Here is a 24,177-nt window from a genome sequence, read left to right as displayed (position 1 = left end):
ATAGAGGTGTATAAAAGTGTCATGGATAGATATTGCTATAATAATAATAATTTTATTTAGTGGAGTTCAAGGAATGATTAAAGGCTTTATTATTACAGCCTTTGATTTAGTTGGATATATTCTTGCAGCTATAATAGCTAAAATATATTATCCTATAGTAGCAGAATTTATTGTTAAGAATACAAACTTTTCAAATTTTATAAATGATAAATTATCAGAAAAAGTTAGTGGTTTTATCGACTCTCTTTATGATAGTAATAGCTTTAGCTCAATAATGGATTACTTTAAAATACCAAGGGTTCTCCAGGATGGAATGACTAAAAGTGTTGAGGCTCAAAATAATATGGAAGGATTAACCTCATCGGCAGGAAATTATATTTCTGATACATTGTCACATTTATTTATTAATATAATTAGTATAGTTGTAATTTTTATACTTGCGAGAATGGTATTAGTATTAATTGTTAATATAGCAAATAAAATATCTAAGCTACCAATTCTAAATACAGTTAATAAGACATCAGGATTGTTTCTGGGAGTTATTAAGGGAGTTTTAATTATATTTATCATCTTTACTATACTAACTCCTTTTATAATTATTTCTCCAGAAGGGACTATTGCTAGTCAAACCTATCATTCCACTTTGGGCGAGTTTTTTTATTCAAATAATATCATTATAGGCTTCCTTAAAGAAAGAGGATTCTTAAAAATTTAAATGGGGGTATTTTATGACAAAAAAAAGAGACTATACATTAGGGGCTGTTCTGATACTAATAGGAGTTGTGATCCTGCTAGCGAATCAAAATTTGGCTTTAACAGACCTATTAATAGTAGCTATAGGTACAGTACTTCTTATAAGATATTACACTGAGCGAAATAGTTTCTATCTTGTGTTAGGTATGATTATGTTAGTAATAGGAGGTTCATCGTTAGTAGAAAGTCATTTATCAACATCTATAGACCTAGAAGGTTTTATGTTTATGACTGGTTTGGGAGTAGTCTTTCTAATATTATACTTTACTAAAAAGATTAGTGGGTTTATTTATCCAGCTTGTTTTTTGATGACCTTTGGAATATTCATTCTTATTAAAGAAGTTTTTACAGTAGATATGGATTGGGCCTTCTTTATTGCTGTAGGTGGAGCATTTTATATGATTTATTTTATAGAAACTAGAAAATATAGCAGCAAATGGCCTTTGATACCAGGTACAATTCTAATTGCACTATCAGGACTATTTTACTTAATGAACCATGATATTATAAAAGATAATTTTTGGGAAATAATAACCTATGCTTGGCCAATTATTCTAATATTAATAGGTATAAGAATTATATACAATAATATAAGACATAAATAAAAGGAAGGGGTTCCCTTCCTTTTAAGATTAAAAGAATACTTGAGTCTTTTTATTCCACTATTATTTCAACTTTTTCCCCATTTTCACTCTCTATATCAACAATTTTACCATGAGCGCCGTTCTTAATAGCTTCAGCTATTTCCCTAAAATCAACTCCATCAAGGCTAGAATCCTTTAATTCAGGAGAGAATTTTGTTGCAAACTTAAGTCCTATATCTACTAAAGCAATAGGAATATTCACATTTACTTTCGTTTTATCATCTGGATCAAATACTCTTACTTTCAACCATTTAGCAGAGCTTACAGGAATTGCTTCAGCTTTATCTTCAAGTGCATTTAAAAGCTCTAATCCATCCTTTGAACTAACTTTACCAGATTCAATCATTTTTAGTATTTCCATTTTTTCCTCTTTTAAATATTCACTCATTTACAAAACCCCCTAAGAAATTTATTGAATTTTAATTGATCCATTTGAAGTGTTTGCAACTATTTTAATACCCTTATCCCTTGAATAATCAGGACTATGTGCTAATATTTTTTTAGAACCCAGTTGTCTTTGATCGTTTAATTCATAAATAAGATTTGGAATATTAACATTTATATGTCCCATAGAAGTTTTTGCATCAATATTAAATAACGCATCAGTATGCTTAAATGAAGCATCTATAGATGAATTAGTTGTTTGTGCATAAACATCATTAATTAAGTCAGTATCAATATTATCTAAAAGTATTTTACTATTAGAAGTAATAGCATTAATTGAAGTAGTAGCACAATTAGTCATATTAATTGATCCATTTGTAGTTTTAGCTTTAATTGTTGTACTTTTCAAGTTCTCCAAAAGAATTCTTGCATTTTTAGTAATAGCTTCTATAGCTTCGCAGCTAGATTCTTTAAGATCAATTGTAGAATTAGCAGTATTTAATGAAAATCTTTCGCCATTTGTATTATCTATTATAATTCTCCCATTCTTAGTGCTTAGATAAAGGTCTTTTGTATCAATATGTGATAAAATAATTGATGAATTAGTCGTATTTAAAATTAAATCATTGGAAGTAATATTATCAGCTTGTATTTTACCATTAGTAGTATGAGCCTTAATCTTTTTATAATCTTTTTCAGGTAAATTTACAGTAAGCTTAGTACCAATATTACTAGTATAGATAGGTTTAAAGATAACTTTATTACCCTCTTCAACAATAGTGTAAATAGATTCTTTAATATCTAAATCCTTTTTTTTGATATTACATACTGCTTTTACAACAACCTTGTCTCCTTTCCAAGGCATTAAAGCTATTTTACCATTTACAGCTTCGAAAACTAATTCAACATCATCAATTTGTGAAATGTCCTTTTCTAATTTTTCTTCTATAGTTTCATAGCTTCCAAATAAGTTAGTGAATGAAGTATTGTCGACAATATTATCCACTAGATCAAGTATTTTATCTGTAAAAGACATTGTACCTTCAGCAATATTTTCACCAAGCTTACCCATCTTTTCACCGAGATTTTCTCCGGTTCTTTCCATTTTTTCTTCAAAATCTTTTCCGAATTTGCTTTCCATCTTCTCACCGAACTTTTCCATCTTTCTTTCGAAGGTATCTTCCCAGTTATTTTTAGTGGAATTTATTTTATTTTCATCGGTTACTTTAGATGTAGAAGTCGCTTCTTCAGAGGAACTGTTATTAAAATTTAATGTTTTTAATTCCTTTAACTCTGCTTCATCAAGTGCTTCAATAAGTTTGGAAGCTTCTTCACTAGATATCTTTCCTTCTTCTAACATTGCCAAAATCATCATTCTCTCATCTTTCAACTTAAACCCTCCCCGAAATATAAATATTATTCTTATCTTTTAAATTATTTACTTGTGAACTAAATTATTCTTTCAATAGCTTAACAGCTTCTTCAGCAGTTATTTCACCTGAACTAAGCTTATTTAATATATCTTTTTTATCAACCTTAGGAGTGTATTTAGCATTATAGCCTAATGCCTCAATCACATTTTCAAGCTTATTTCTAACTGTAGGATAAGAAATACCAAGCTCTTTTTCAATTTCTTTAATATTTCCTCTATTTTTTATAAAAACTTCCACAAAAAACTTTTGTTCGTCTTTTAACTTGCAAAATTTACATAATGAAAACTTACCTTCAATAGTTGTATTACAGTAATCACAGTGTAATTTAGTGATATCCATTCCATGGTCACAGACTGGACATCTACCAATAGCTTCTTTTTTCATAATAACACCCTTTCTAATCATAATATAGATATCTTAACCATATCCCCATCTTCTTCCTCAACATTGACTAATTCAAATGGTCCATGGGACTTTAATTCTTCAAAGATTTCCCTTAAGTCAATGTCATCTAAAACATTTAGATATTCTTTGGTTTCATCATCGATAGTATCTGACCGTTTAGCTGCAAATTTACCAATTTTTAACCCCATATTTCCTAATGAGGTAATCAACCAGAAAGGTATAGCAGGTATTCGAATAGTCTTACCTTCTCCTTTATCAATAATTAAAATTTTTAGCTTTGAAGCTTTCTTTCTTATTTCATAGTCATTATTTGGGTCATAATTTTTGATTAAGTCTATAGCTTTCTTAGTAGATATTTGTTCTGATTTTAACTGTTCTATTATGGACATAATGTCATTATTCAAAACATTCCCCCCCTTTTAAGAAAATTAATTATTGGGTATAATATAAATTGATATTATGTTTGTATATATTTAATATTAGTTTGAACTTTTTTAATAATATTAACTTATACTTATATATTATTACTGATTTTTATTATTGTCAATATAAATTTTAAGAAAATTAATAATAATATCAAAAATATTAATTTGAAATTTAAATCTAAGGAAAAAAACTTTATAATTTATAACTCAGATGTAAGCATTAAGAAAAGGTAGTTAATGTATAAGAAAGATATACTATAGATAATGCTTATGAGAAAAGCCATATGCATAATTCTTATCTATAGTACAACTATAGCCAATAATAAACTAGTATACTATTAAATATAGGAGCAACGAGTATAAGAAAATCTGAATATAAAGGAGGAGAAAATATGAGAAAAGAAGTAGATGCTAGAGGACAAAACTGCCCTAAACCAGTAATAATGACTAAGAAAGCTTTAGAAGAAATAAATGAAGGTACTATAAGTTGTATAGTGGATAATGAAGTTGCAAAGGAGAATGTATCCAAACTTGCTAAAAGCTTAAACTTTGAGTACGAAGTGGACAAAACTAAAGAAGGGCATTTCTACGTACATATAACTAAAGGAGAAGGAAGTCAAGAAACAGAAGTGTGTATACCAGACACACTTAAGGATATGACGATTGTATTTGGAAGCAACAGAATGGGTGAAGGAGGAGAAGAGCTAGGAGATATTTTAATGAAAGGTTTTATATACACTCTTACAGAATCCACTCCATATCCATCAACTTTAGTTTTTTTAAATAGTGGAGTAAAACTTACAACTCAAGGATCAAAGTCTATAGAGGATTTAAAAACTTTAGAAGAAAATGGTGTAGAAATATTATCATGTGGAACTTGCCTAGATTACTATGGGATTGCAGATAAATTGCAGATTGGTGAAGTAACAAACATGTATACTATAGTTGAGAAGATGAAAAATGCAACAAATACTATAAAGCTCTAAGCTTTGTGAAAACATTTGAAATAATGAATTTTATAATTAATAGAGAAGATTTAATATGTAATTTTGATATTTGAAATACTAGCTTTTGCTAGTATTTTTTTTGCAACTGACTTATGGTATAATTAAATTTGTTATAGACCTCTAAGAGTATTTAAGAATTAATTTAAAATATATTGAAAGAGAAAGAGTGATTTATATGAAAGAAGAACAATACTGTGTTATAACATTTAACTCCACTCATCATGCAATAAAAGGCGAAAAAGTGTTAAATGAAAAAGGATTAGATATTAGAACTATACCTACCCCTAGGGAAATAACTGCAAGTTGCGGTCTTTCAATAAGATTTGCGACGGAAGACTTAGAGAAAGTAAGGAAGATTATAGGTGATATTGCTTTGGACATAAAGGGTATATACGAAGTCAAGAAGATGTTATCAGATAAGATAGTTACAGAAGTTTAAAAATTCATCTGGAGGTGTTTTAGTGAAGGAATCAATAGTAAATACTTTTAGTAAGGTAGTCTCAAGGTTTGGAACTAACTCTCAAGATATGACAATATTAGAAAAAATGATAAAAATAATTATTATTCTAATAATAACTAGGATAGTTATTAAAATAGTGTCTGTTGTTATTGATAAATTTTTCAAAAAACAGAGAGATTTTAAGTATAAAATGGAAGATAGGAAAGCTAATACCTTAGCTGCTATTCTTAAAAGTATATCAAGATATGCGATATACTTTATTGCAATAGTGCCAATACTAGAATTATTTGGAATAACTCCAGCTTCAGTCTTAGCTGCAGCAGGTGTTGGAGGTATTGCTATAGGTTTTGGAGCTCAAAGTTTAGTAAAAGATGTTATCACAGGATTTTTTATATTATTTGAAGACCAATATTCAGTAGGGGATTTTATTAAAACAGGAGAATTCGAAGGTATAGTTGAGGAGATTGGATTACGAACTACTAAAATTAGAGCCTTTTCCGGAGATTTACATATAGTACCTAATGGAAATATAACAGCAGTTACTAATAGGTGCAGGGGATCAATGAGAGCTTGGGTTGATGTAAGTATAGCCTATGAAGAAGATATAGAGAATGCACTGACTGTTCTAAAAGGATTATGTGAAGATATAGCTAAGAATGATGACCGTATAGTTGAGGGACCAACAGTTTTAGGAGTTTCTAGTCTTGGAAGTTCGGACATAGTCATATCCATAATTGCTAAAACCAAACCCATGGAGCAGTGGGCAGTAGAAAGAGAAATGAGAAAAAGAATAAAAGAAGAATTTGATAGAAAGAATATAGAGATTCCTTACCCAAGGAGAGTTGTAATTAATAAGGAAAGTTAGGAGGTAGTAGGATGCAAGTTAAATACAATGTAGGGGATGTAGTGCAGATGAAGAAAGCCCATCCTTGTGGAGAAAACAGATGGGAAGTTATGAGAATTGGAGTTGACTTTAGAATAAAATGTCTAGGCTGTGGAAGACAAGTTTGGGTGCCTAGAAGGGATTTTGTAAAGAAGGTTAAAAAGATTTTAAGTCAAAGTGGCTCAGAAGAAAGCAAGTAAAAAAATTAAAATATTAATAGAATAAATAGACAATTTCAATGAAAAATAGTAAACTAGTACTGTAGGAAAACGTTTTTTTATTGTTCTAAATTTTTTGGGGGTGTATTAGGTGAATTTAAATTTTTCAAAGCGAATGGATAGAATAAAAGCCAGTGAAATTCGTGAGATTCTCAAGCTTACTGAAAATCCGGAAGTTATTTCATTTGCTGGGGGGCTTCCAGCTCCAGAACTTTTCCCAGTAGAGAAAATTAAGCAGGCATCTATTGAAGTATTAGATGAGTTAGGTACTAAAGCGTTACAGTATAGCACGACTGAAGGCTACCTTCCTCTCAGGGAGAAAATAGTTAAACGAATGGATAAATTTGGGATAGAGGCTGATGCAGAAAATATACTTATAACTAGTGGATCTCAACAGGGTTTAGATTTAACTGGAAAAGTTTTTTTAGACCCAGGAGATGTTGTATTATGTGAAAGTCCTAGTTATCTTGGAGCATTAGGTGCATTCAAGCAGTATCAGCCCACCTTTGTTGAAGTGCCAACAGACGATTCGGGAATGATAATGAAAGATTTAGAGGAAATAATTAAGACTACTGACAGAATAAAAGTTATATATGTAGTTCCAGATTTCCAAAATCCTTCTGGTAGAACTTGGACGGTAGAAAGAAGGAAGAAGCTTATCGAAATAGCTAATAAATATAATCTTCCAATAGTTGAAGATAATCCATACGGTGAATTAAGGTTTGAAGGAGAAATACCACCATCAGTTAAGAGTTTTGATACAGAAGGTCGAGTAGTATTCCTTGGAACTTTCTCAAAAACCTTTTGTCCAGGCTTTAGGCTAGGTTGGACATTTGCAGATAAAGCTGTTATCAATAAATATATCTTAGTTAAACAGGGTGTAGATTTGCAAACTAGCACTATATCACAGATGCAGCTTAATAGATTCTTAGAAAAATACGATTTAGATGAACACATTAAGAAAATAATTGATGTATATAGAAGAAGAAGGAACTTAATGTTAAAAACGATGGAAGAAGAATTTCCAGCAGGGGTTGACTTTACAAAACCAGAGGGTGGTTTGTTTACTTGGGTAACACTTCCAGAGCATATCAATGCAAGAGAATTAGCTAAGTTAGCCATAGAAAAAAAGGTTGCATTTGTTCCTGGAGGATCATTCTTTCCAAATGGAGGAAACGAAAACACCATGAGAATTAACTATTCTAATATGGACGAGGAAAGAATAGTTGTAGGAATTAAAAGATTAGCCGAAACAATAAAAGAAATGCTATAGTAGAATTTGAAAGAGAAGCTGTAAATAAATCGTTGCTTTAGAAGATTTCTTTACAGCTTTTTTCAAAATACCTTGATATATATACTGTTTAGTGGTATAATAAATCGTTGTTGTATGTTCCTTGCTCTTTTTTAGAGCCGTTAGTCCAAAAGGGAGGTGAAATTGATGAAAAAATATGAAGCTATGATTATTTTTGCACCGGATACTGAAGAAGAAAAAAGAAATAGTATAATGGAAAGATTTAAAGGAATAATCGAAGAGAATGGTTCCGTTGACAGTGTCGACGAATGGGGAAGTAGAAAGCTTGCCTATGAGATAAATGATTATAAAGAAGGATACTATATAGTAGTAAACTTCGAAGCAGGTGCAGATTCAGTTAATGAATTAGACAGAATTGCTAAGATAACTGATGATGTTGTTAGACACATGGTAGTTAGAGAAGAAGAGTAATTATTAGGGGGGTTATTAAATGAATAATGTTACACTAGTTGGCAGATTAACCGCAGACCCCGAATTGAGATTTTTACCAGGAAATGGAACTGCTGTAGCGAGTTTTACTATGGCTATAGATAAAGATCTGCCTAGAGAGAAGAAGCAACAGATGGAACAGCAAGGAAAACCGACCGCAGATTTTCCACGTATAGTGGTATGGGGAAGACCAGCTGAAAACTGTGCAACTTATCTAAATAAAGGCAAATTGGTTGCTGTCCAAGGAAGAATACAAACTAGATCATACGACAATAATCAAGGACAAAGAGTATATGTAACTGAAGTAGTTGCAGAGAAGGTACAGTTCCTTGAATGGGGAGACAGCAACAATAACAATAATAATAATAATTCAAGAGGATATTCAAATTCAGATAGAAATAATAATAATGACCACGGAATGGGTGGAATAGATACAGATGGTTTTCAACCAGTAGATGATGAAGATATTCCGTTCTAGAAGGAGGGAAAGAGAATGGCTAAAAGAAATTTTAGAAAGAGAAGAAAAGTTTGTAATTTCTGTGTAGACAATGTAGAAAAAATTGATTACAAAGAACTAAACAAACTTAAGAAATATGTAACAGAGAGAGGTAAAATATTACCTAGAAGAATTTCTGGAAACTGTGCAATTCACCAAAGACAATTGACTAGAGCGATTAAAAGAGCAAGAAACGTTGCCCTTTTACCATACACAGCTGAATAATATTAAAATTAGAAGTGGGAAACCACTTCTTTTTATTTGCCACAAAAGCGACGAATATATATTCGTCGCTTTTGTGTTTGTTTTCAGATATCATATAGACTATATAAAAAATTAATCTTAAGAAAATCTTAAGAAATTCATCAGATATATCTTAAGAATTAGTTGTTATTATTAAATTAAGAAAGTTAAGGAAATTACGTAGTAAAATTTTATACAAAATTATACTTAAGTCGTAATTATACAAAATTCTTAAGTTAATAGTTAATAGGGGGGTGTGGTATAATATGTACAAATTAATGTTTGGGGTGATTGAACATGAATGTACTAGTATGTGATGATGAAAGAGAAATAGTAGATGCTATCCAAATTTACTTAGAAAATGAAGGGTATACGGTATTTAAAGCTTATAATGGTTTAGAAGCTCTTGAAATCATCGAAGATAAAGAAATTCACTTGATATTAATAGATATAATGATGCCTAAAATGGATGGACTTAGAGCAACAATGAAGATAAGAGAAGATAGAAATATTCCAGTTATAATACTATCAGCCAAATCAGAGGATACAGATAAGATAATGGGTTTAAATATGGGGGCTGATGATTATATAACCAAACCATTTAATCCATTAGAGCTTATAGCTAGAGTTAAATCTCAGATTAGAAGGTATACATCATTAGGTAGCTTTGAAGAAAAAAAGAATGTTTTTAAAACCGGTGGCTTGATAATTGATGATGAAAGTAAATCTATAACTGTTGATGGAGAGGATGTACAACTTACACCAGTTCAATATAAAATATTGAAGCTCCTTACAGAAAATGCGGGACGTGTATTTTCAATAGATGAAATCTATGAAAAAGTATGGAAAGAAACTGCTTATAATCCAGAAAATACAGTAGCGGTTCATATAAGGAAGATAAGAGAGAAGATAGAAATTAATCCTAAAGAACCAAAATATTTAAAGGTGGTGTGGGGAATTGGGTACAAGATTGAAAAAATTTAGTTATTCTTGTATAGCAAAGACAATAGCATTTCTAATTGTAGTAGTTTCCTTTAGTGGAGCCTTAGGTGTCCTTATAAATTATGATTTAAAAAATGAAAATAGCGGTTTGGGTATTATTTATGAAAATAATTATTTCGAGGGATATGAATTTAGAAATGAAGTTAGTTCTACTATAAACAATTTGATTTATCTTAATGCCAAATATAAAAATGAAGAATATATTAAGGAAGGCAAAACTATTAATAAAGAAGAGATTGAGAGAAGAGAAACAGAGCTCTTCTACAGATTTAGAAACAATTCGATTAAGTATGATCCAAATTTATCTCGTGCAGAAAACTATAAAATTTTTCAAGAAGAATATGAAAAAGAGATAGAAGATATTAAAAATGATATAATTGAAGAGGACTTGGACAATTACAATAATATTTTGCGAAAACTAGAGAAAAGTGAAGGTATTGTGTATTGCTATAAAAATAAAAATGGTGTATTAACAAATTCGTCTAGTACAACAAAAGACTATTTCAAGTCATTTCCATCTTATGTTATTTTAAGTATGTATGATGGAGAGGTTTATCCAAAGGAAGTTAAAGAGAGTCAAATAAATTATTGGATTAAATCCAATAGCTTTGGGATAGAGAGATCAAAGGATTCAATATATATTGCCTTAACTGATGATTACTTGGAGACAGAGATGAATAAATGGATATATGACAAAGAGTTGGCTATGAAAAGTTTGTATTGGATTTTAGGGCTTGCATTAGCTTTCCTATTAGCTTTAATCTATTTATTAGTTGTCATTGGTAGAAATTCACAGGATAAGAAGTTACACCTTAATACCTTTGATAGACTATACGTGGATATTAATTTGATACTTTGTGGAATAGTTCTTTTTTCATGGGTTGGATTTATGAATACAATAGGGTATTATAGAGCATATGAAGTAGTCATACCTATTACTATAGTCTTTAGTAGTTTAGGGCTATTACTGTTTATGTCGTTAATAAAGCATATTAAAAATAAAACATTTTTAAGGCATACTTTTATATATAATATAGGACTAAGAATAGCAAAATTTGTAAAAGACCTTTATAACAGTGGAAGTGTGGGAGTTAAAATTATACTAATTGTCATAGGCTATCCGATATTAGTAGCGTTAACATTTTTCATGTTTCCGGTGACTATAGGTGTTGCAGTATGGCTTGCATTAAAAAAGGTTAAGGAATTTAATTCTATAAAACAAGGAGTAGAAGAGGTTAAAAATGGGAACCTTTATCACAAAATTAACGTCAAAAATAATGGAGAGTTTGGTGAACTTGCATCCAATATTAATAGTATAACCGATGGCTTGAGTAAAGCCGTTGATAACGAACTCAAAAGTGAGAGGTTAAAAACAGAACTTATAAGTAATGTTTCTCACGATATAAGAACACCTCTTACATCTATTATAACCTATATAGATTTATTGAAGAATGAGAAAGATACAACGAAGGTAAATGAATATACAGGAATATTAGAACGAAAGGCTCAAAGACTAAAAACTTTAACAGATGATTTATTTGAAGCGTCTAAGGTAACTAGTGGAAATGTCCCAGTTAATTATGAAAAGATTGATATAATTTCACTCATAACACAAGGATTAGGAGAATTAGATGATAAGATTAAGGAATCAAAGTTAGATTTTAAGATAAACTATCCAAATGATAAAGTGTTTATGAGGGCTGATGGTAAGTTAATATGGCGCTCCATAGAAAATCTATTATCAAATATATTTAAGTATGCTCTAGAAAAATCAAGGGTATATATAGATATAAAAGATTTGGGCAATCAAGTATCTTTAACGATAAAGAATATATCTGCATATGAATTAAATATATCTGAAGACGAGCTTATGGAAAGATTCACTAGGGGAGATGAATCGAGGACAAGTCAAGGAAGTGGATTAGGACTTTCTATTGCAAAAAGCTTAATTGAGTTACAAGGAGGCAACTTTAATATAGCAATAGATGGAGATTTGTTCAAAGCAATAGTGATACTTCCAAAATGGAAGTAATATAATTTATTAATAAATCTTCAAGCCCTATCGCTCAGTATATTTGGTAGGGGTTGAGGATTTATAACTAAGGATAATTATGTGAGAATAAAGGGGGAGATAGTATGACTAAGAAGGAATCATTAAAAAATAATAAAAATGATAAAGTAAAAGAGTTATATAAGTTAATAGGAATAATGATACTAATATCATTAGTTAAAGTATTAATATTATACGGGTTCACTAATGAGAAGCACATTGTCATAGCTTTCTTGAGAACGATACCTGCTATCTTATTATTCTATAGTATATTAGCTTTTATTCCAGTTAAGAGGCTTAGAATATCTAGTTTTATAATACATGCACTAGTTGGAGGAATACTTTTTGTAGATTTAGTATATTACCAGTACTATGGATTCTTACCTTCAGTTACAATGTTTCTTTTTGTAGGTAATGTACCTACGGTATGGAAAAGTATATTATTCATACTAAGACCTATTTATTTTGTAATGCTAGTAGATCTTATACCTTTAGGTATATTATTGAGGAAAAAAGAGATAGACTACTCTATATTTAAATTTAGAAATAGAACTTTTATGAAAGTAGCAGTATCTTTATTAGCAGTATTTATGCTATTTCCTGGAGTCTATATAAATGGTAATACTACCTACGCTTATAATAATTATGGTGTATTTACTTACCATATATATGATGCATACACTAAACTATCAAATAGAAATGAAGAGTTAATAGATCAAGAAGAATTAGACAAAAAAGTTAAAGAAATAGTAGATGAACAAAATGAGGGCTATAATAAAACTGAAAACTATAAAGGAATAGCTAAAGGGAAAAATATTATAGTAGTTCAGTTTGAATCACTTCAGAACTTTCTTATAGGTAGTGTATACAATGGGCAAGAGTTAACACCTAATTTAAATAAATTTATGAAATCAGATGCCTTTTACTTTGATAACTTCTACCAACAGGTAGGTCCTGGAAACACTTCAGATGCTGAGTTCATATTGAACAACTCATTGTATCCAACGGATAGTGTATCTACATTTAAAAAATATAATCAGAACTACTTTTATAGTTTACCTAAGATTCTTAAAGAAAATGGATATAGCACATATTCATTTCATGGAAATAATGCAGAGTTTTGGGGAAGGTCTGATATGTATCCTAGAATTGGAATTGATAATTTTGTGAGCCTAGAAGATTTTCAATATGATGAGGATGACTTAATAGGATTAGGTATTAATGATGTAGATTTCTTTGATCAAGCTGTGGACCATTTAAAGGATGCTAAAAAGCCTTTTTATTCTGTACTAATAACATTGACTAGTCATCACCCTTATGATATGCCTGAAGAACTTATAGATATCAAGCTTAAAAAAGAACATGAAGACACTTTATTTGGGAATTATATACAGAGTATAAACTATTCAGATAAAGCTTTTGGCCAGTTTATTGAAAAACTAAAGGATGAGGGATTGTATGAAGATTCAATGATAGTTTTATATGGAGATCATTCAGGGCTGTACCCTGCTAGAGCTAAGAATAAGGATATTATGAGTGATTATTTAGGTACGGAATATACTTTTGATGAGTATATGAATATACCACTAATTATCAATATCCCTGGAAAAGGAATAAGTGAAACTAAAGAAATAGTTGGTGGAGAGATGGACTTATTCCCAACTATACTGAATCTTGTAGGTATAGATGATTTAAAAGGTAAGAGATATGGTAGAGACCTTTTAAATAGCGAGAAGGGTTTTGTAGCCAACCAATATTATATACCAAAAGGATCTTTTATAGACGATGATATAGTATTTGAGATGTCTAAGGATGGTATTTATGAAAATAGTAGGGCTTGGGACAGAAAAACTAAGGAGCCTATAGATATAGAGAAATGCAGAGAAGGATATTTAAGAGCAATGAGAGAAATAAAAGAATCTAACTTTCTGTCAGATTATGACCTAATAGACGATATTATAAATGAGCAAGAAAATAGCCAGAATAATTAATTATTCTGGCTATTTTCTTGCTTATATAATATGGAAGTATTTTGAAGTATATTATATAATATATATGAGAAGTTAAAATTGGATTAATATTAAGGGGGATTACCATGAATGAAAATTTTACAGTTCAGTACATAACTAGAACAGCTGTACTATTAGCTATATCGCTTGTTTTTCAAATTGGACTGAATGGACTTGGACAAGGAGTCGTTGGGCCGTTGGTGAACTTTACCTTATTGGTTAGCGTAGGATTAGTTGGAATACTGTCAGGTATAATAATAGGATGCTTCACGCCACTAATAGCATTCTTTGTTGGATTAATGCCATTGGCTCCAGTAGTGCCATTCGTTATTATAGGCAATTCTATCTTAGTTATTTTATTTGGATTTATTAGAAAGAGAATTGCAAAAAATGGTGACTATATTGGAATTATTGTGGCAGCTATAGGTAAGTTTGCATTCTTAGCTATTTCGGCTAGATATCTTATAGGTTTATTTACTAAGGTTCCAGGACCACTTGTAACTGCTCTAAGCTTACCTCAATTATATACTGCATTAGTTGGTGGTGTTTTAGCAATTATAGTAATGAGATTACTTCCAAAGTCTACTTTTATAAAGAGTTAAGAATGAGAAAATAAAATTTTTTAAATTAATATTTAGGTTATCTAATCCATGTGAAATTAATGGAATTAGACAATATAAAACTTATTATATCCTGTGAGCGCGTAAATGGAATATACATTTATGCGCTTTTTTGTTATGATATCAAATAAATACTTTTTATTTGACATAAGTATATATACTATATAGAATTTTAATGTAGCTAGTATATATTACACATCTATATGTTGTAGAGTTTAGGTTTAACTTAGAAGTATATATATTTCAAATATATAATGTATAGATATAATCAGCTTACATTTGTTATAATGTATCTAAGGGGGAGTATTAATGGGATATAATAAGAACGTAGATATTACGAAGAATATAAGAGTAATAGAATGGCTAAAAAGTGAAATCCTGACTGCAGTGGCTACTTTATTTCAATTACTTGTAAAAGGAGTACAAAATAGTCAAGAGGCAATACTAGATGTATTAGCTAATATTATTCTTGTTACATATTTACTAGGTAAGCGTTTAGGAGTTAGTTTTGAAAGAATAGATGAAAAGCTAGAAAGTAAAGTTAGATTAGGAATAGTAGAAGAACATAAGATTGAAAAATGGTATGGAGATTTAAGTAAACTATTAGATTATTTTAAAAGAACAAGAGGATAGAGGTGGGTATTTTGAATTTAGGAGAAAAAACAAGAGCTATAGCAGAAACTTCAATAACTACAACTTTAATGGTGGCATTTGCACTCATCGGATTATACTTTATTCCAACTGTAATAATCTTTTTCCCTATTCCATTTATAGTAATAGGGGTAAGACATGGTACTAAGTATAATATATTAGCTTTAATTGCATCTAGCTTACTTATTGGAGTGTTAACCAATTTGATTATAGGATTATTAATGTTTATTACCTTTGGATTTTTATCAATTTCTTTTTCATATATGCTTAAAAGAAAGTTTAAACAAAATAATGTTCTTATATTTAGCTTTGGGGTAGCATTGGTATCGATATTACTATCAATAACTATGTTTGATGTTATTAGTGGAACGAGTTTGATAGAATCAATGGAAGGGTATTTAAATGATGTTTTAACTATGCAAGTAGAGGGCCTAAAGGGATTAGATATTTCTAGCTATGAATTATCTCAAATGGAAGATTATATGAAATCATTATTTGATTACATGTTAGTACTTTTTCCTTTTTTCATATTGACATCAGCAATTGTAACTACATATGTGGTTTATTGGGGAGCAGTTGTTGTATTAAGAAGATTTGGATATAAGAATATTACATTAGCTAAATTTAAATTATTCAATCTTCCTAAACATATTATTTTAGGTTCAGTGATAATGATTTTAGGATCTATAATAATAAAATATATAAAGGTATTATACTTTGAGAGTATCTTTATAAATATAACAGCTATAATAATATTTGTGTTCTTCCTTCAAGGGTTAGCTGTAATTATATACTTTATGGATAAATTTAAATTGAATAAAGTTTTAAAAGTGATTTTAGTAATTTTAGCTATCATTAACTCTGCTGTAATTTCTCTTGTAGGGTTAATAGATGTATTATTTAATTTGAGAAAGTTAGGGAAGTCTAATTGAGTTTTGGGAGGATAAATAATGGCCAATAAAAAAATATTTAAAATTTTAACTCCAGATACAAAAATCTATTTATGGATAATTGGTATCTTGATAGGAGTTATAGCGTTTTATGAGCCTAAAATATCAGCGGTAGGGGTTATCGTTCTAGGATACTTAATATACTATCATTGGAACAATGTCCATATGAAAAGAGTAGAGTGGACAAAATATATTGAAGGATTAACAGAAGAATTTGATTCGGCAACGAAACATGCAATTTTAAATCTTCCTATTCCTCTAGTAATGGCTGAATTAGATGGATCTATAAGCTGGTATAATCCAAAGTTTACAGAGGTTACAAATAAGCAAGGGTTATTAAATAAAAATATTAATGATATTATACCTGACTTCAACATAGATAAAATAATGGAAAGTAAAGAAGATATGTCCATGGAAGTTTCTATTAATGACAGGTACTATAAAGTATTATATAATCTAGTAAAAAGTAAACGCAGAAATGAGTCCAAGGATAATTATATCATAATGCTTTACTGGATAGATACCACCAATTTCTCGTTACTAAAGGAAAAATACAATAATGAGAAGATTGATGTGGCTTTAGTTCAGATTGATAATTATGAAGATGTAAAGAATAGTACCGATGAAGCTAATAGACCTATAGTTTTAGCTGAAATAGATAAGAAGTTAAACACATTAGCTCAAAGAATGAATGGTTTAATTAGAAAGTACGAGAATGATAAATATATTATTGTTTTTGAACATAAGAATCTTGATTTACTAGAAACAAAAAGATTTGATATACTAGACGATATAAGGGAAATAGAGCAAGGGAATACTATTCCAGCTACCTTGAGTATAGGGGTAGGAGTGAATGGCAAAACACCAGGGCAACTATATGAATTTGCCAGTGCGGCAATGGATATTGCTTTAGGAAGAGGTGGAGATCAAGCAGTAGTTAAGAAAATAGATAAGCTCAGCTTTTATGGTGGAAAAAGTAAGGCTGTTGAGAAGAGAACTAAAGTAAAGGCGAGAGTAATTGCTCATGCCCTAAGACAGCTTATAGATCAATCCGATAAGGTTTTTATTATGGGTCACAAGATTGCTGATATGGATAGCTTTGGTGCTGCTATAGGAGTATATAGGGCTGTCGTAAATAGAGAGAAAACGGGATATATAGTTTTAGATGGTGTAAATCCATCGATTCAGAATATCTATGGGAAAATTCAAAAAGAGCATCCAGAATATTTGGATCATATAATAACTTCTGAAAGGGCACAGACATTAGCTAATAAATCATCATTATGTGTTGTTGTAGATAGTCATAGACCTAATTTTGTTGAGGCACCAAAGGTATTAGACATAGTAGATAAAGTTGTGGTAATAGACCACCATAGAAGAGGAGCAGAGTTTATTGAAGATCCGGTGCTAGTATATCAAGAACCATATGCTTCTTCCACATGTGAGTTAGTTTCAGAAATATTATATTACATGGGAGATAAGCTTAAGATTGAAAAGTTTGAGGCTGAAGCCCTATTAGCAGGAATAAGTGTTGATACTAAGAGCTTTACCTTTAAAACTGGAGTTAGGACCTTTGAGGCTGCATCCTTTTTAAGAAGAGCGGGAGCAGATACAACTACAGTAAGGCAATTGTTTCAAGATGATTTAGAAATTTTTGTGTCTAAAGCAGAAGTAGTTAAAAATGCTAAGTTTATAGAAGAAACTATAGCTATCTCTAGGCTAGAGAAAGAAAGTGAGGATGCTATATTAATTGTTGCTCAAGCAGCTGATGCACTGTTAAATATTAAAGGTATTACTGCTTCCTTTGTACTAACAAATAACGAAGGGAAAATTCATATTAGTGGAAGATCCTTAGGAGACCTAAGTGTACAATTAATTTTGGAAAAATTAGGTGGTGGTGGCCATCTAACTGTGGCTGGGGCTCAGCTAGAGGATGTAAGTTTAGAAGACGCTGAAGTTATGTTAGAAAATGCAATAAGAGAATATCTAGAGGAAGGTGAGGATGAATGAAAGTAATATTACTTAAAGATGTAAAAGGACTTGGAAAAAAGGGAGATGTAGTTAATGCCAAAGATGGGCATGCTAGAAACTTTTTACTTCCTAGGGGATTAGCAGAAGAGGCAACTCAAGGAAACGTTAAGGTATTAAAGGAGCAAAAGCAGGCTAAAAAACTAAAGAAAGAATCAGAGCTAGAAGAAGCTAAAAAATTAGCTGAAAAGCTATCTAAGATTACTGTAGATCTATTTAGCAAAGCAGGGGACAATGGAAAGCTTTTTGGATCAATAACTACTAAAGATGTAGCTCAATCTTTACAAAAGCAACATAAGATAAAAATTGATAAAAGAAAAATTAATTTAGATAATAATATTAAAACATTAGGTGTTACTGAAGTAGAAGCAAAGGTTTATCCTAATGTTACTGCTAAATTTAAGGTTCATGTAAAAGCCAAATAAGAATACTTGGTGTTTATATAAAACTAAATATGGCAATGTTTATAATATAGACAAGCATAAAAGCGGCGTAGTTGCCGCTTTTATTAAATCCATAGGAGGTGTTAAGGTGACAGCTGATTTAAAAACCTTAGGGAAGATTCCACCTCATAGTATAGAAGGGGAACAATCTGTTTTAGGAGCAATGATATTAGATAAGGATGCTATAGTGGCAGCTACAGAAATTTTGTTATCTGAGGATTTCTATAAAGAAGCTCATAAGGAAATATTTGAATCAATTGTTGAAATATACGATAGAGATGAGCCAGTAGACCTTATAACATTATCAGAAGAACTTAAGAAAAGAGGAACTCTAGATGCTATAGGTGGTGTAGTGTATTTAGCTGACTTATCAGAGGCTGTCTCAACAACAGCTAATATAAAGTATTATTGTGAAATAGTTGAAGAGAAATCAGTATTAAGGAAGCTAATTAAGGCTTCTGACGATATAATAGCTAAAGGCTATGAAGCAGATGATGAAATTAATAATATAATTGATCTGGCAGAGAAAAAGATATTTGATATAACTCAAAGAAGAGGTCATGAAGGATTTGCCCCAATAAAGGATGTTTTACTAGACAGTTTTAATAGAATAGAGGAAATGTCTAAAAAGAAGGATGGTATAACTGGTTTAGCCACTGGATTTATTGATTTGGATAATAAGACTTCAGGATTGCAGAAGTCTGATTTAGTTTTAATTGCGGCTAGACCATCAATGGGGAAAACAACTTTTGGTATAAATATTGCTCAAAACTGCGCATTGAGATCAGATGCGTCTGTGGCAGTATTCAGTCTTGAGATGTCTAAAGAACAGCTTGTTCAGCGTATGCTAAGTACGGAATCCCACGTAGAGCTTGGGAAGATAATAAACGGTACATTATCTGAAGATGAATGGCCTAGGTTAGTTAGTGCCATGGGACCTCTATCAAAATCTAAAGTTTTTATAGATGATACACCAGGAATAACTATTATGGAAATGAAAGCTAAATGTAGAAAGCTGAAGGTTGAACAAGGGTTGGATTTAGTTCTAGTTGACTATTTGCAGCTGATGCAGGGAAATGGAAAAATTGAAAGTAGACAACAAGAAATTTCAGCTATATCTAGAGGCTTGAAGGGTTTGGCTAAAGAAATGGAGTGTCCTGTTATAGCTCTATCTCAGCTATCTCGTGCTCCGGAATTGAGGGCTGATCATAGACCAATACTATCTGACCTTAGAGAATCTGGAGCCATAGAGCAAGATGCTGATATAGTAATGTTTCTCTATAGGGATGAATATTATAACGAAGATACAGAAAAGAAAAATATAGGTGAAGTAATTATTGCAAAGCATAGAAATGGCCCTACAGGGTCGATAGAATTAGTATTTATGGGTCAATTTACTAAGTTTGTTAACCTTGAAAAATTCAGAGATTAATGAGTTAGAAAAGAAATTCAAATACTTAATATTATCTTAAATTAAGGGTAAAGTAATTTATAGCTCAATAACAAATAAAGATATAAAGTTAATAATATTGTTAAGAATAGCCCTATTACAGACTATCCTGTATAAATAATAATAATGAACAAAATTGGTTCATAAACTATTATATATAGGCTAGTCTAAATTTAAAAAATGTATAGGGGAGAAGGATTATGTTTATTGCAGAGTCTAGTAGTATTAAGATACGTCATTTGCTAGTCGAAGATGTATATGCCATGCGTGATTGGGGGAAGCACGACGATCCATTATTTTATGATTATAATTTTCCTAAGTTAAATGATATGGAAGTTAAAGAATGGTTCAATATTAAAACAGGCAGGAAGAGTAAAAAATGCTATTCTATATTAGATAATTTCAATAGAACAATAGGGTACTTAACAATAAAAGATATAAAAAAGTTTAAAAAAAGTGCTACTCTTGGTATTGTATTTGATCCGAATTTCATTAATAAAGGATTTGGAACGGAAACCATTAACCTTTTCTTAGACTATTTTTTTAACAAAATTAGAATGCGAACAATGTATCTTGAAGTTGCAAAGTTTAATAAGAGAGCTCTAAGATGCTATAAGAAATGTGGATTTGAAATCATAGATGAATATAAAGAAAAGATTGATAATGATGATATTAGGATATATAATTTAGACAAATATGTTGATACGGAATATTTCTTTCTAGAAGATGGGGATATATATTGTTTTCTTTACCAAATGAAAATTGAACATAAAAAGTTCTGTGAAATGAGGGAAGCTTTAGCAAGCGAATAACACCGAACATATGTGCATATCTCTGTGGATATGTGGATAACTTTTGAAGGAGAGATTGATTAGAGATGAGAGTATTAAAAGACAAAGAGCTGAATGTGAACCTGAGTCAATTACTATTTGCATTTTCTTTAGCATTAGACATAGCAGAAAACAGAAATTTTGAGCACTCTAGAAGGACTGCTTATATTTCTTATAACATAGCTAAGCATATTGGATTAAATGAGGACAAGCTAAATAATATATTTTATGCAGCATTAATTCATGACATAGGTATGACAGGGCAATTATCATCTTACACTATAAAAGAAATACACTATAAAAGCAAACTAAAAGAGGAGCATTGTTTTTTAGGGTCTCAAATAGCTGAAAAGCTTCCATTGTCTGATGATATTTCAAAATATATTTTATATCATCACGAAAGTTGGGATGGTAGTGGAGTGTACGGTTTAAAAGGAGATGAAATTCCAATAGAATCTCAAATAATTAATCTTGCTGACTCCTTTGATATTGATAATTGCAATATATTAGAAACTAAATTAGGTAGAGAAAATTTTGGAAAGTGGTTAGAAAGAAAGAGTGGACAAGCAAGCAATCCTTTACTAGTAAAAGTATTAGGAGAGATAGCTGAACAAGATAAGTTTTGGTTCGATATTAAATTTCATAATATGCATCAACTTTTGAATATGATTATGCCAAAAGAGGAAAAGATAATAAATATGGATGATTTGAAAAGAATAGCAGATGCCTTTGCTTTATTAATTGATAATAAAAGTAAGTTTACCCATAGGCATTCTAGAGGTGTAGCTAAGATATCAAGAAAGATGGCAGAATATCTTAAATACTCTAGTAATGAGATAGAAAAGGTGGAAATTGCAGGATTATTACATGATTTAGGTAAGTTAGTTGTTCCTAACGAAATATTAGAAAAGTCTTCAAAGTTAACTAAAGAGGAGTTTGAGGTTATCAAGTCTCATCCATATTATACGAAAATTATTCTTCAACAGATAAATGGCTTAGAGGACATAGCAGAATGGGCTGGCAATCATCACGAAAAGTTGAATGGAAAAGGGTATCCTGAAAAGCTAGATGCAATTAGGATGACAAATGAAGATCAAATTCTTGCGGTTGCAGATATATATCAAGCATTGACAGAAGACAGACCTTATAGAGGAGGAATGTCTCGCAATAAAGCAATGGAAATATTAAAGAGTATGGGCAAGGATGGTTTTATTTCTAAGAAAATGATAGAAATTCTTGATAATGTAGTATAGAAGTTTAAAAGTTATTCAATTCATTATTTTATTAAATCCTTAATAAAAATTAAGCCCTGAATAGGGTTTTTATTTTTACAATAATTAACGAACGATATAAATGGATAATGTAAAATAATTCGTATTTCAATTGACTTTAAAGGTTGTATTTGATAATATAGTAAAGGGAAATTCGTGTTTTGCGAATACAACTCCGTTTTACTTACAATATTAATTTGTAAAGGAGAGGATTATATGTCAACTCTCGTAATACTAGGTGCCCAATGGGGTGATGAGGGTAAAGGAAAAATAACAGATTATCTTGCTAATAAAGCAGATTTTGTTGTTAGATATCAAGGTGGTGACAATGCAGGACATACTGTGGAAATCGGAGAAAATCAATATAAACTTCACTTGATACCATCAGGGATTTTTGCAGGTGATAAAATTTGTGTTTTAGGAAATGGATTAGTAATAAACCCTAAATCTTTATTAGAAGAGATTAAATACCTTAATGATAGAGGGATAAATACAGAAAATCTTAGAATCAGTGATAGAGCTCATATCATTTTTCCATATCATATTTTACTTGATCAGTTAGAAGAAGAGAAAAAAGGAAAGAATAAGATTGGTACTACTGTTAAAGGAATAGGTCCATGCTATAGAGATAAGGTTGAGAGAACAGGAATTAGAATGTGCGATGTTTTTCATAAAGAATTTTTTGAAGAGAGATTAAGAGAAAACATTAATAATAAAAATGAAATAATTGAGAAGCTGTATGGAAAAGAAGGTCTTGACGCTGATGCTATAATTAAAGAATATAGCGGTTATTTAGAAGAGATCAAAAAATATATAGCTGATACAACGGATTTACTGAATAAGTCTTTAAAAGAGAATAAAAAAATATTGTTTGAAGGAGCCCAAGGGACATTGCTAGATCTAGACTTTGGAACTTATCCTTATTTGACATCTTCTCATCCAATATCAGGAGGAGTATCAATTGGAGCAGGGATTAGTCCATTTGGATTAAAGAGTGCTTTGGGAGTAGTTAAGGCATATACTACTAGGGTAGGTAGAGGTCCATTCCCTACTGAATTGCATGATGAGATTGGCGATGCAATAAGAGAAAAAGGACATGAGTTTGGTACAACTACTGGAAGGCCTAGAAGGTGTGGATGGCTAGATGCGGTTATGTTAAAGTACTCAGCTCAGATAAATGGATTTAGTTCATTTGCTGTAACTAGGATAGATACTCTAGCAGGATTTGATAAAGTTAAAATATGTGTGGGATATGAGTTAGATGGTGAGAAAATAGAAGCTTTCCCAGCTAGCTTAGAGACTTTGGCTAAATGTAACCCAATATATGAAGAGCTGGATGGATGGTCTGATGAAGAAATGACGAATGTTGAGAAATACGAAGACCTCCCACAAACTGCTAAGAACTATCTAAAAAGAATAGAAGAACTAAGTGGTGTAAAGGTAAGCATAGCATCTGTAGGTCCTAAAAGAAGTGAAACATTAATAATAGAAGAAATATTTTAATCTTAAATAAAGTGAAAAAGTATATTGAAAGCTGATTTTTCTATTTGTATTAAGTTATATTTAGGGAATCAGCTTTTGTTATTTTATGATATATGAATAATAAAATAACTACTAAAAATTGTTATACAAAAAACGACAAAAAATCATTCAAAGTGTTGACAACGGATAAAATATCATGTATCATATATAAAGTGCTCATGAAGAAGGGCATAACCAAGACCCATTAGCTCAGTTGGTATAAGTAGAGAACCAAAATCTATGATTTTGTGTGAATCACT

General features: G+C 30.6%; 26 protein-coding genes. 22 read left to right on the top strand and 4 right to left on the bottom strand.

Annotated features, from left to right (window positions below; genetic code table 11):
- Positions 1-16 precede the first annotated feature (16 nt).
- Positions 17-715: a CvpA family protein gene (locus JMO20_RS20670; protein WP_202710803.1), complete on the top strand. Its 699-nt coding sequence runs from the start codon at positions 17-19 to the stop codon at positions 713-715.
- A gap of 13 nt (positions 716-728) precedes the next feature.
- Entirely contained in the window at positions 729-1,358 is a 630-nt protein-coding gene (locus JMO20_RS16470; RefSeq protein ID WP_202710802.1) for a LiaI-LiaF-like domain-containing protein, read from the top strand.
- A 49-nt stretch (positions 1,359-1,407) separates the two neighbouring features.
- On the opposite strand, the gene JMO20_RS16465 is transcribed toward JMO20_RS16470, so the two are convergent.
- From JMO20_RS16465 to JMO20_RS16450, 4 genes are all read right to left on the bottom strand, one after another.
- Positions 1,408-1,785: an SHOCT-like domain-containing protein gene (locus JMO20_RS16465; protein WP_202710801.1), complete on the bottom strand. Its 378-nt coding sequence runs from the start codon at positions 1,783-1,785 to the stop codon at positions 1,408-1,410.
- Positions 1,786-1,806: 21 nt separating this feature from the next.
- Positions 1,807-3,171, bottom strand: coding sequence for a DUF4097 family beta strand repeat-containing protein (locus JMO20_RS16460; RefSeq protein WP_202710800.1), 1,365 nt, complete (start codon positions 3,169-3,171; stop codon positions 1,807-1,809).
- Between the two features lie 64 nt (positions 3,172-3,235).
- Positions 3,236-3,619: a DUF2089 domain-containing protein gene (locus JMO20_RS16455; protein WP_279380162.1), complete on the bottom strand. Its 384-nt coding sequence runs from the start codon at positions 3,617-3,619 to the stop codon at positions 3,236-3,238.
- Positions 3,616-4,023, bottom strand: coding sequence for a hypothetical protein (locus JMO20_RS16450; RefSeq protein ID WP_202710799.1), 408 nt, complete (start codon positions 4,021-4,023; stop codon positions 3,616-3,618). The genes JMO20_RS16455 and JMO20_RS16450 overlap by 4 nt, the downstream gene beginning before the upstream one ends.
- Positions 4,024-4,436: 413 nt before the next feature.
- On the opposite strand from JMO20_RS16450, the gene yedF reads away from it, so the two are divergent.
- From yedF to JMO20_RS16350, 20 genes are all read left to right on the top strand, one after another.
- Positions 4,437-5,030, top strand: coding sequence for a sulfurtransferase-like selenium metabolism protein YedF (gene yedF, locus JMO20_RS16445; RefSeq protein ID WP_202710798.1), 594 nt, complete (start codon positions 4,437-4,439; stop codon positions 5,028-5,030).
- Between the two features lie 196 nt (positions 5,031-5,226).
- Complete coding sequence (locus tag JMO20_RS16440) at positions 5,227-5,490, top strand: putative Se/S carrier protein (protein ID WP_202710797.1); 264 nt, start codon at positions 5,227-5,229, stop codon at positions 5,488-5,490.
- A gap of 22 nt (positions 5,491-5,512) precedes the next feature.
- Positions 5,513-6,376, top strand: coding sequence for a mechanosensitive ion channel family protein (locus tag JMO20_RS16435; RefSeq protein WP_341534051.1), 864 nt, complete (start codon positions 5,513-5,515; stop codon positions 6,374-6,376).
- A gap of 11 nt (positions 6,377-6,387) precedes the next feature.
- Positions 6,388-6,594: a DUF951 domain-containing protein gene (locus JMO20_RS16430; protein ID WP_202710796.1), complete on the top strand. Its 207-nt coding sequence runs from the start codon at positions 6,388-6,390 to the stop codon at positions 6,592-6,594.
- Positions 6,595-6,703: 109 nt separating this feature from the next.
- Positions 6,704-7,885: an aminotransferase class I/II-fold pyridoxal phosphate-dependent enzyme gene (locus JMO20_RS16425; RefSeq protein WP_202710795.1), complete on the top strand. Its 1,182-nt coding sequence runs from the start codon at positions 6,704-6,706 to the stop codon at positions 7,883-7,885.
- Between the two features lie 165 nt (positions 7,886-8,050).
- Positions 8,051-8,335, top strand: a complete 285-nt coding sequence (gene rpsF, locus JMO20_RS16420; protein ID WP_202710794.1) for a 30S ribosomal protein S6 — start codon at positions 8,051-8,053, stop codon at positions 8,333-8,335.
- A gap of 19 nt (positions 8,336-8,354) precedes the next feature.
- Positions 8,355-8,831 carry a single-stranded DNA-binding protein gene (locus JMO20_RS16415; RefSeq protein ID WP_202710793.1) on the top strand — a complete coding sequence of 159 codons (477 nt, stop codon included), beginning with the start codon at positions 8,355-8,357 and terminating at the stop codon, positions 8,829-8,831.
- A gap of 15 nt (positions 8,832-8,846) precedes the next feature.
- The gene (rpsR, locus tag JMO20_RS16410; RefSeq protein WP_202710792.1) at positions 8,847-9,074 is read left to right on the top strand and encodes a 30S ribosomal protein S18; all 228 of its coding nucleotides are present in this window, start codon (positions 8,847-8,849) and stop codon (positions 9,072-9,074) included.
- A gap of 315 nt (positions 9,075-9,389) precedes the next feature.
- On the top strand, positions 9,390-10,076 hold the full coding sequence (locus JMO20_RS16405; RefSeq protein WP_202710791.1) for a response regulator transcription factor: 687 nt from the start codon (positions 9,390-9,392) through the stop codon (positions 10,074-10,076).
- Positions 10,051-12,126, top strand: a complete 2,076-nt coding sequence (locus JMO20_RS16400; RefSeq protein ID WP_202710790.1) for a sensor histidine kinase — start codon at positions 10,051-10,053, stop codon at positions 12,124-12,126. The genes JMO20_RS16405 and JMO20_RS16400 overlap by 26 nt, the downstream gene beginning before the upstream one ends.
- Before the next feature lie 104 nt (positions 12,127-12,230).
- Complete coding sequence (locus JMO20_RS16395; protein ID WP_202710789.1) at positions 12,231-14,135, top strand: LTA synthase family protein; 1,905 nt, start codon at positions 12,231-12,233, stop codon at positions 14,133-14,135.
- 104 nt (positions 14,136-14,239) lie between these two features.
- The gene (locus JMO20_RS16390; protein ID WP_202710788.1) at positions 14,240-14,755 is read left to right on the top strand and encodes an ECF transporter S component; all 516 of its coding nucleotides are present in this window, start codon (positions 14,240-14,242) and stop codon (positions 14,753-14,755) included.
- 327 nt (positions 14,756-15,082) lie between these two features.
- On the top strand, positions 15,083-15,406 hold the full coding sequence (locus tag JMO20_RS16385) for a MazG-like family protein (protein ID WP_202710787.1): 324 nt from the start codon (positions 15,083-15,085) through the stop codon (positions 15,404-15,406).
- A gap of 11 nt (positions 15,407-15,417) precedes the next feature.
- The gene (locus JMO20_RS16380) at positions 15,418-16,356 is read left to right on the top strand and encodes a DUF2232 domain-containing protein (protein WP_202710786.1); all 939 of its coding nucleotides are present in this window, start codon (positions 15,418-15,420) and stop codon (positions 16,354-16,356) included.
- A gap of 18 nt (positions 16,357-16,374) precedes the next feature.
- Entirely contained in the window at positions 16,375-18,384 is a 2,010-nt protein-coding gene (locus JMO20_RS16375) for a DHH family phosphoesterase (protein WP_202710785.1), read from the top strand.
- Positions 18,381-18,827 carry a 50S ribosomal protein L9 gene (gene rplI / locus JMO20_RS16370; RefSeq protein WP_202710784.1) on the top strand — a complete coding sequence of 149 codons (447 nt, stop codon included), beginning with the start codon at positions 18,381-18,383 and terminating at the stop codon, positions 18,825-18,827. Before JMO20_RS16375 ends, rplI begins: the two co-directional genes overlap by 4 nt.
- Positions 18,828-18,933: 106 nt before the next feature.
- On the top strand, positions 18,934-20,277 hold the full coding sequence (gene dnaB, locus JMO20_RS16365; RefSeq protein ID WP_202710783.1) for a replicative DNA helicase: 1,344 nt from the start codon (positions 18,934-18,936) through the stop codon (positions 20,275-20,277).
- Positions 20,278-20,495: 218 nt separating this feature from the next.
- Positions 20,496-21,107: a GNAT family N-acetyltransferase gene (locus JMO20_RS16360; RefSeq protein ID WP_202710782.1), complete on the top strand. Its 612-nt coding sequence runs from the start codon at positions 20,496-20,498 to the stop codon at positions 21,105-21,107.
- A gap of 65 nt (positions 21,108-21,172) precedes the next feature.
- Positions 21,173-22,378: an HD-GYP domain-containing protein gene (locus JMO20_RS16355; protein WP_202710781.1), complete on the top strand. Its 1,206-nt coding sequence runs from the start codon at positions 21,173-21,175 to the stop codon at positions 22,376-22,378.
- Positions 22,379-22,612: 234 nt separating this feature from the next.
- Positions 22,613-23,899: an adenylosuccinate synthase gene (locus JMO20_RS16350; RefSeq protein ID WP_202710780.1), complete on the top strand. Its 1,287-nt coding sequence runs from the start codon at positions 22,613-22,615 to the stop codon at positions 23,897-23,899.
- Positions 23,900-24,177 lie beyond the last annotated feature (278 nt).

The organism is Sporosalibacterium faouarense (genome assembly GCF_016765695.1).
GTDB classification, from domain to species: domain Bacteria; phylum Bacillota; class Clostridia; order Tissierellales; family VENL01; genus Sporosalibacterium; species Sporosalibacterium faouarense.
The sequence above is the reverse complement of the archived record's forward strand: the minus strand, read 5'-3'. Positions and strand labels throughout refer to the sequence as shown.

Coding starts and splice junctions, on each gene's coding strand:
- JMO20_RS16470 (WP_202710802.1), top strand. CDS start 729: ATGACAAAAAAAAGAGACTATACATTAGGGGCTGTTCTGATACTAATA.
- JMO20_RS16465 (WP_202710801.1), bottom strand. CDS start 1,785: ATGAGTGAATATTTAAAAGAGGAAAAAATGGAAATACTAAAAATGATT.
- JMO20_RS16455 (WP_279380162.1), bottom strand. CDS start 3,619: ATGATTAGAAAGGGTGTTATTATGAAAAAAGAAGCTATTGGTAGATGT.
- yedF (WP_202710798.1), top strand. CDS start 4,437: ATGAGAAAAGAAGTAGATGCTAGAGGACAAAACTGCCCTAAACCAGTA.
- JMO20_RS16440 (WP_202710797.1), top strand. CDS start 5,227: ATGAAAGAAGAACAATACTGTGTTATAACATTTAACTCCACTCATCAT.
- JMO20_RS16430 (WP_202710796.1), top strand. CDS start 6,388: ATGCAAGTTAAATACAATGTAGGGGATGTAGTGCAGATGAAGAAAGCC.
- rpsF (WP_202710794.1), top strand. CDS start 8,051: ATGAAAAAATATGAAGCTATGATTATTTTTGCACCGGATACTGAAGAA.
- JMO20_RS16415 (WP_202710793.1), top strand. CDS start 8,355: ATGAATAATGTTACACTAGTTGGCAGATTAACCGCAGACCCCGAATTG.
- rpsR (WP_202710792.1), top strand. CDS start 8,847: ATGGCTAAAAGAAATTTTAGAAAGAGAAGAAAAGTTTGTAATTTCTGT.
- JMO20_RS16405 (WP_202710791.1), top strand. CDS start 9,390: ATGAATGTACTAGTATGTGATGATGAAAGAGAAATAGTAGATGCTATC.
- JMO20_RS16395 (WP_202710789.1), top strand. CDS start 12,231: ATGACTAAGAAGGAATCATTAAAAAATAATAAAAATGATAAAGTAAAA.
- JMO20_RS16390 (WP_202710788.1), top strand. CDS start 14,240: ATGAATGAAAATTTTACAGTTCAGTACATAACTAGAACAGCTGTACTA.
- JMO20_RS16385 (WP_202710787.1), top strand. CDS start 15,083: ATGGGATATAATAAGAACGTAGATATTACGAAGAATATAAGAGTAATA.
- JMO20_RS16375 (WP_202710785.1), top strand. CDS start 16,375: ATGGCCAATAAAAAAATATTTAAAATTTTAACTCCAGATACAAAAATC.
- rplI (WP_202710784.1), top strand. CDS start 18,381: ATGAAAGTAATATTACTTAAAGATGTAAAAGGACTTGGAAAAAAGGGA.
- JMO20_RS16360 (WP_202710782.1), top strand. CDS start 20,496: ATGTTTATTGCAGAGTCTAGTAGTATTAAGATACGTCATTTGCTAGTC.
- JMO20_RS16355 (WP_202710781.1), top strand. CDS start 21,173: ATGAGAGTATTAAAAGACAAAGAGCTGAATGTGAACCTGAGTCAATTA.
- JMO20_RS16350 (WP_202710780.1), top strand. CDS start 22,613: ATGTCAACTCTCGTAATACTAGGTGCCCAATGGGGTGATGAGGGTAAA.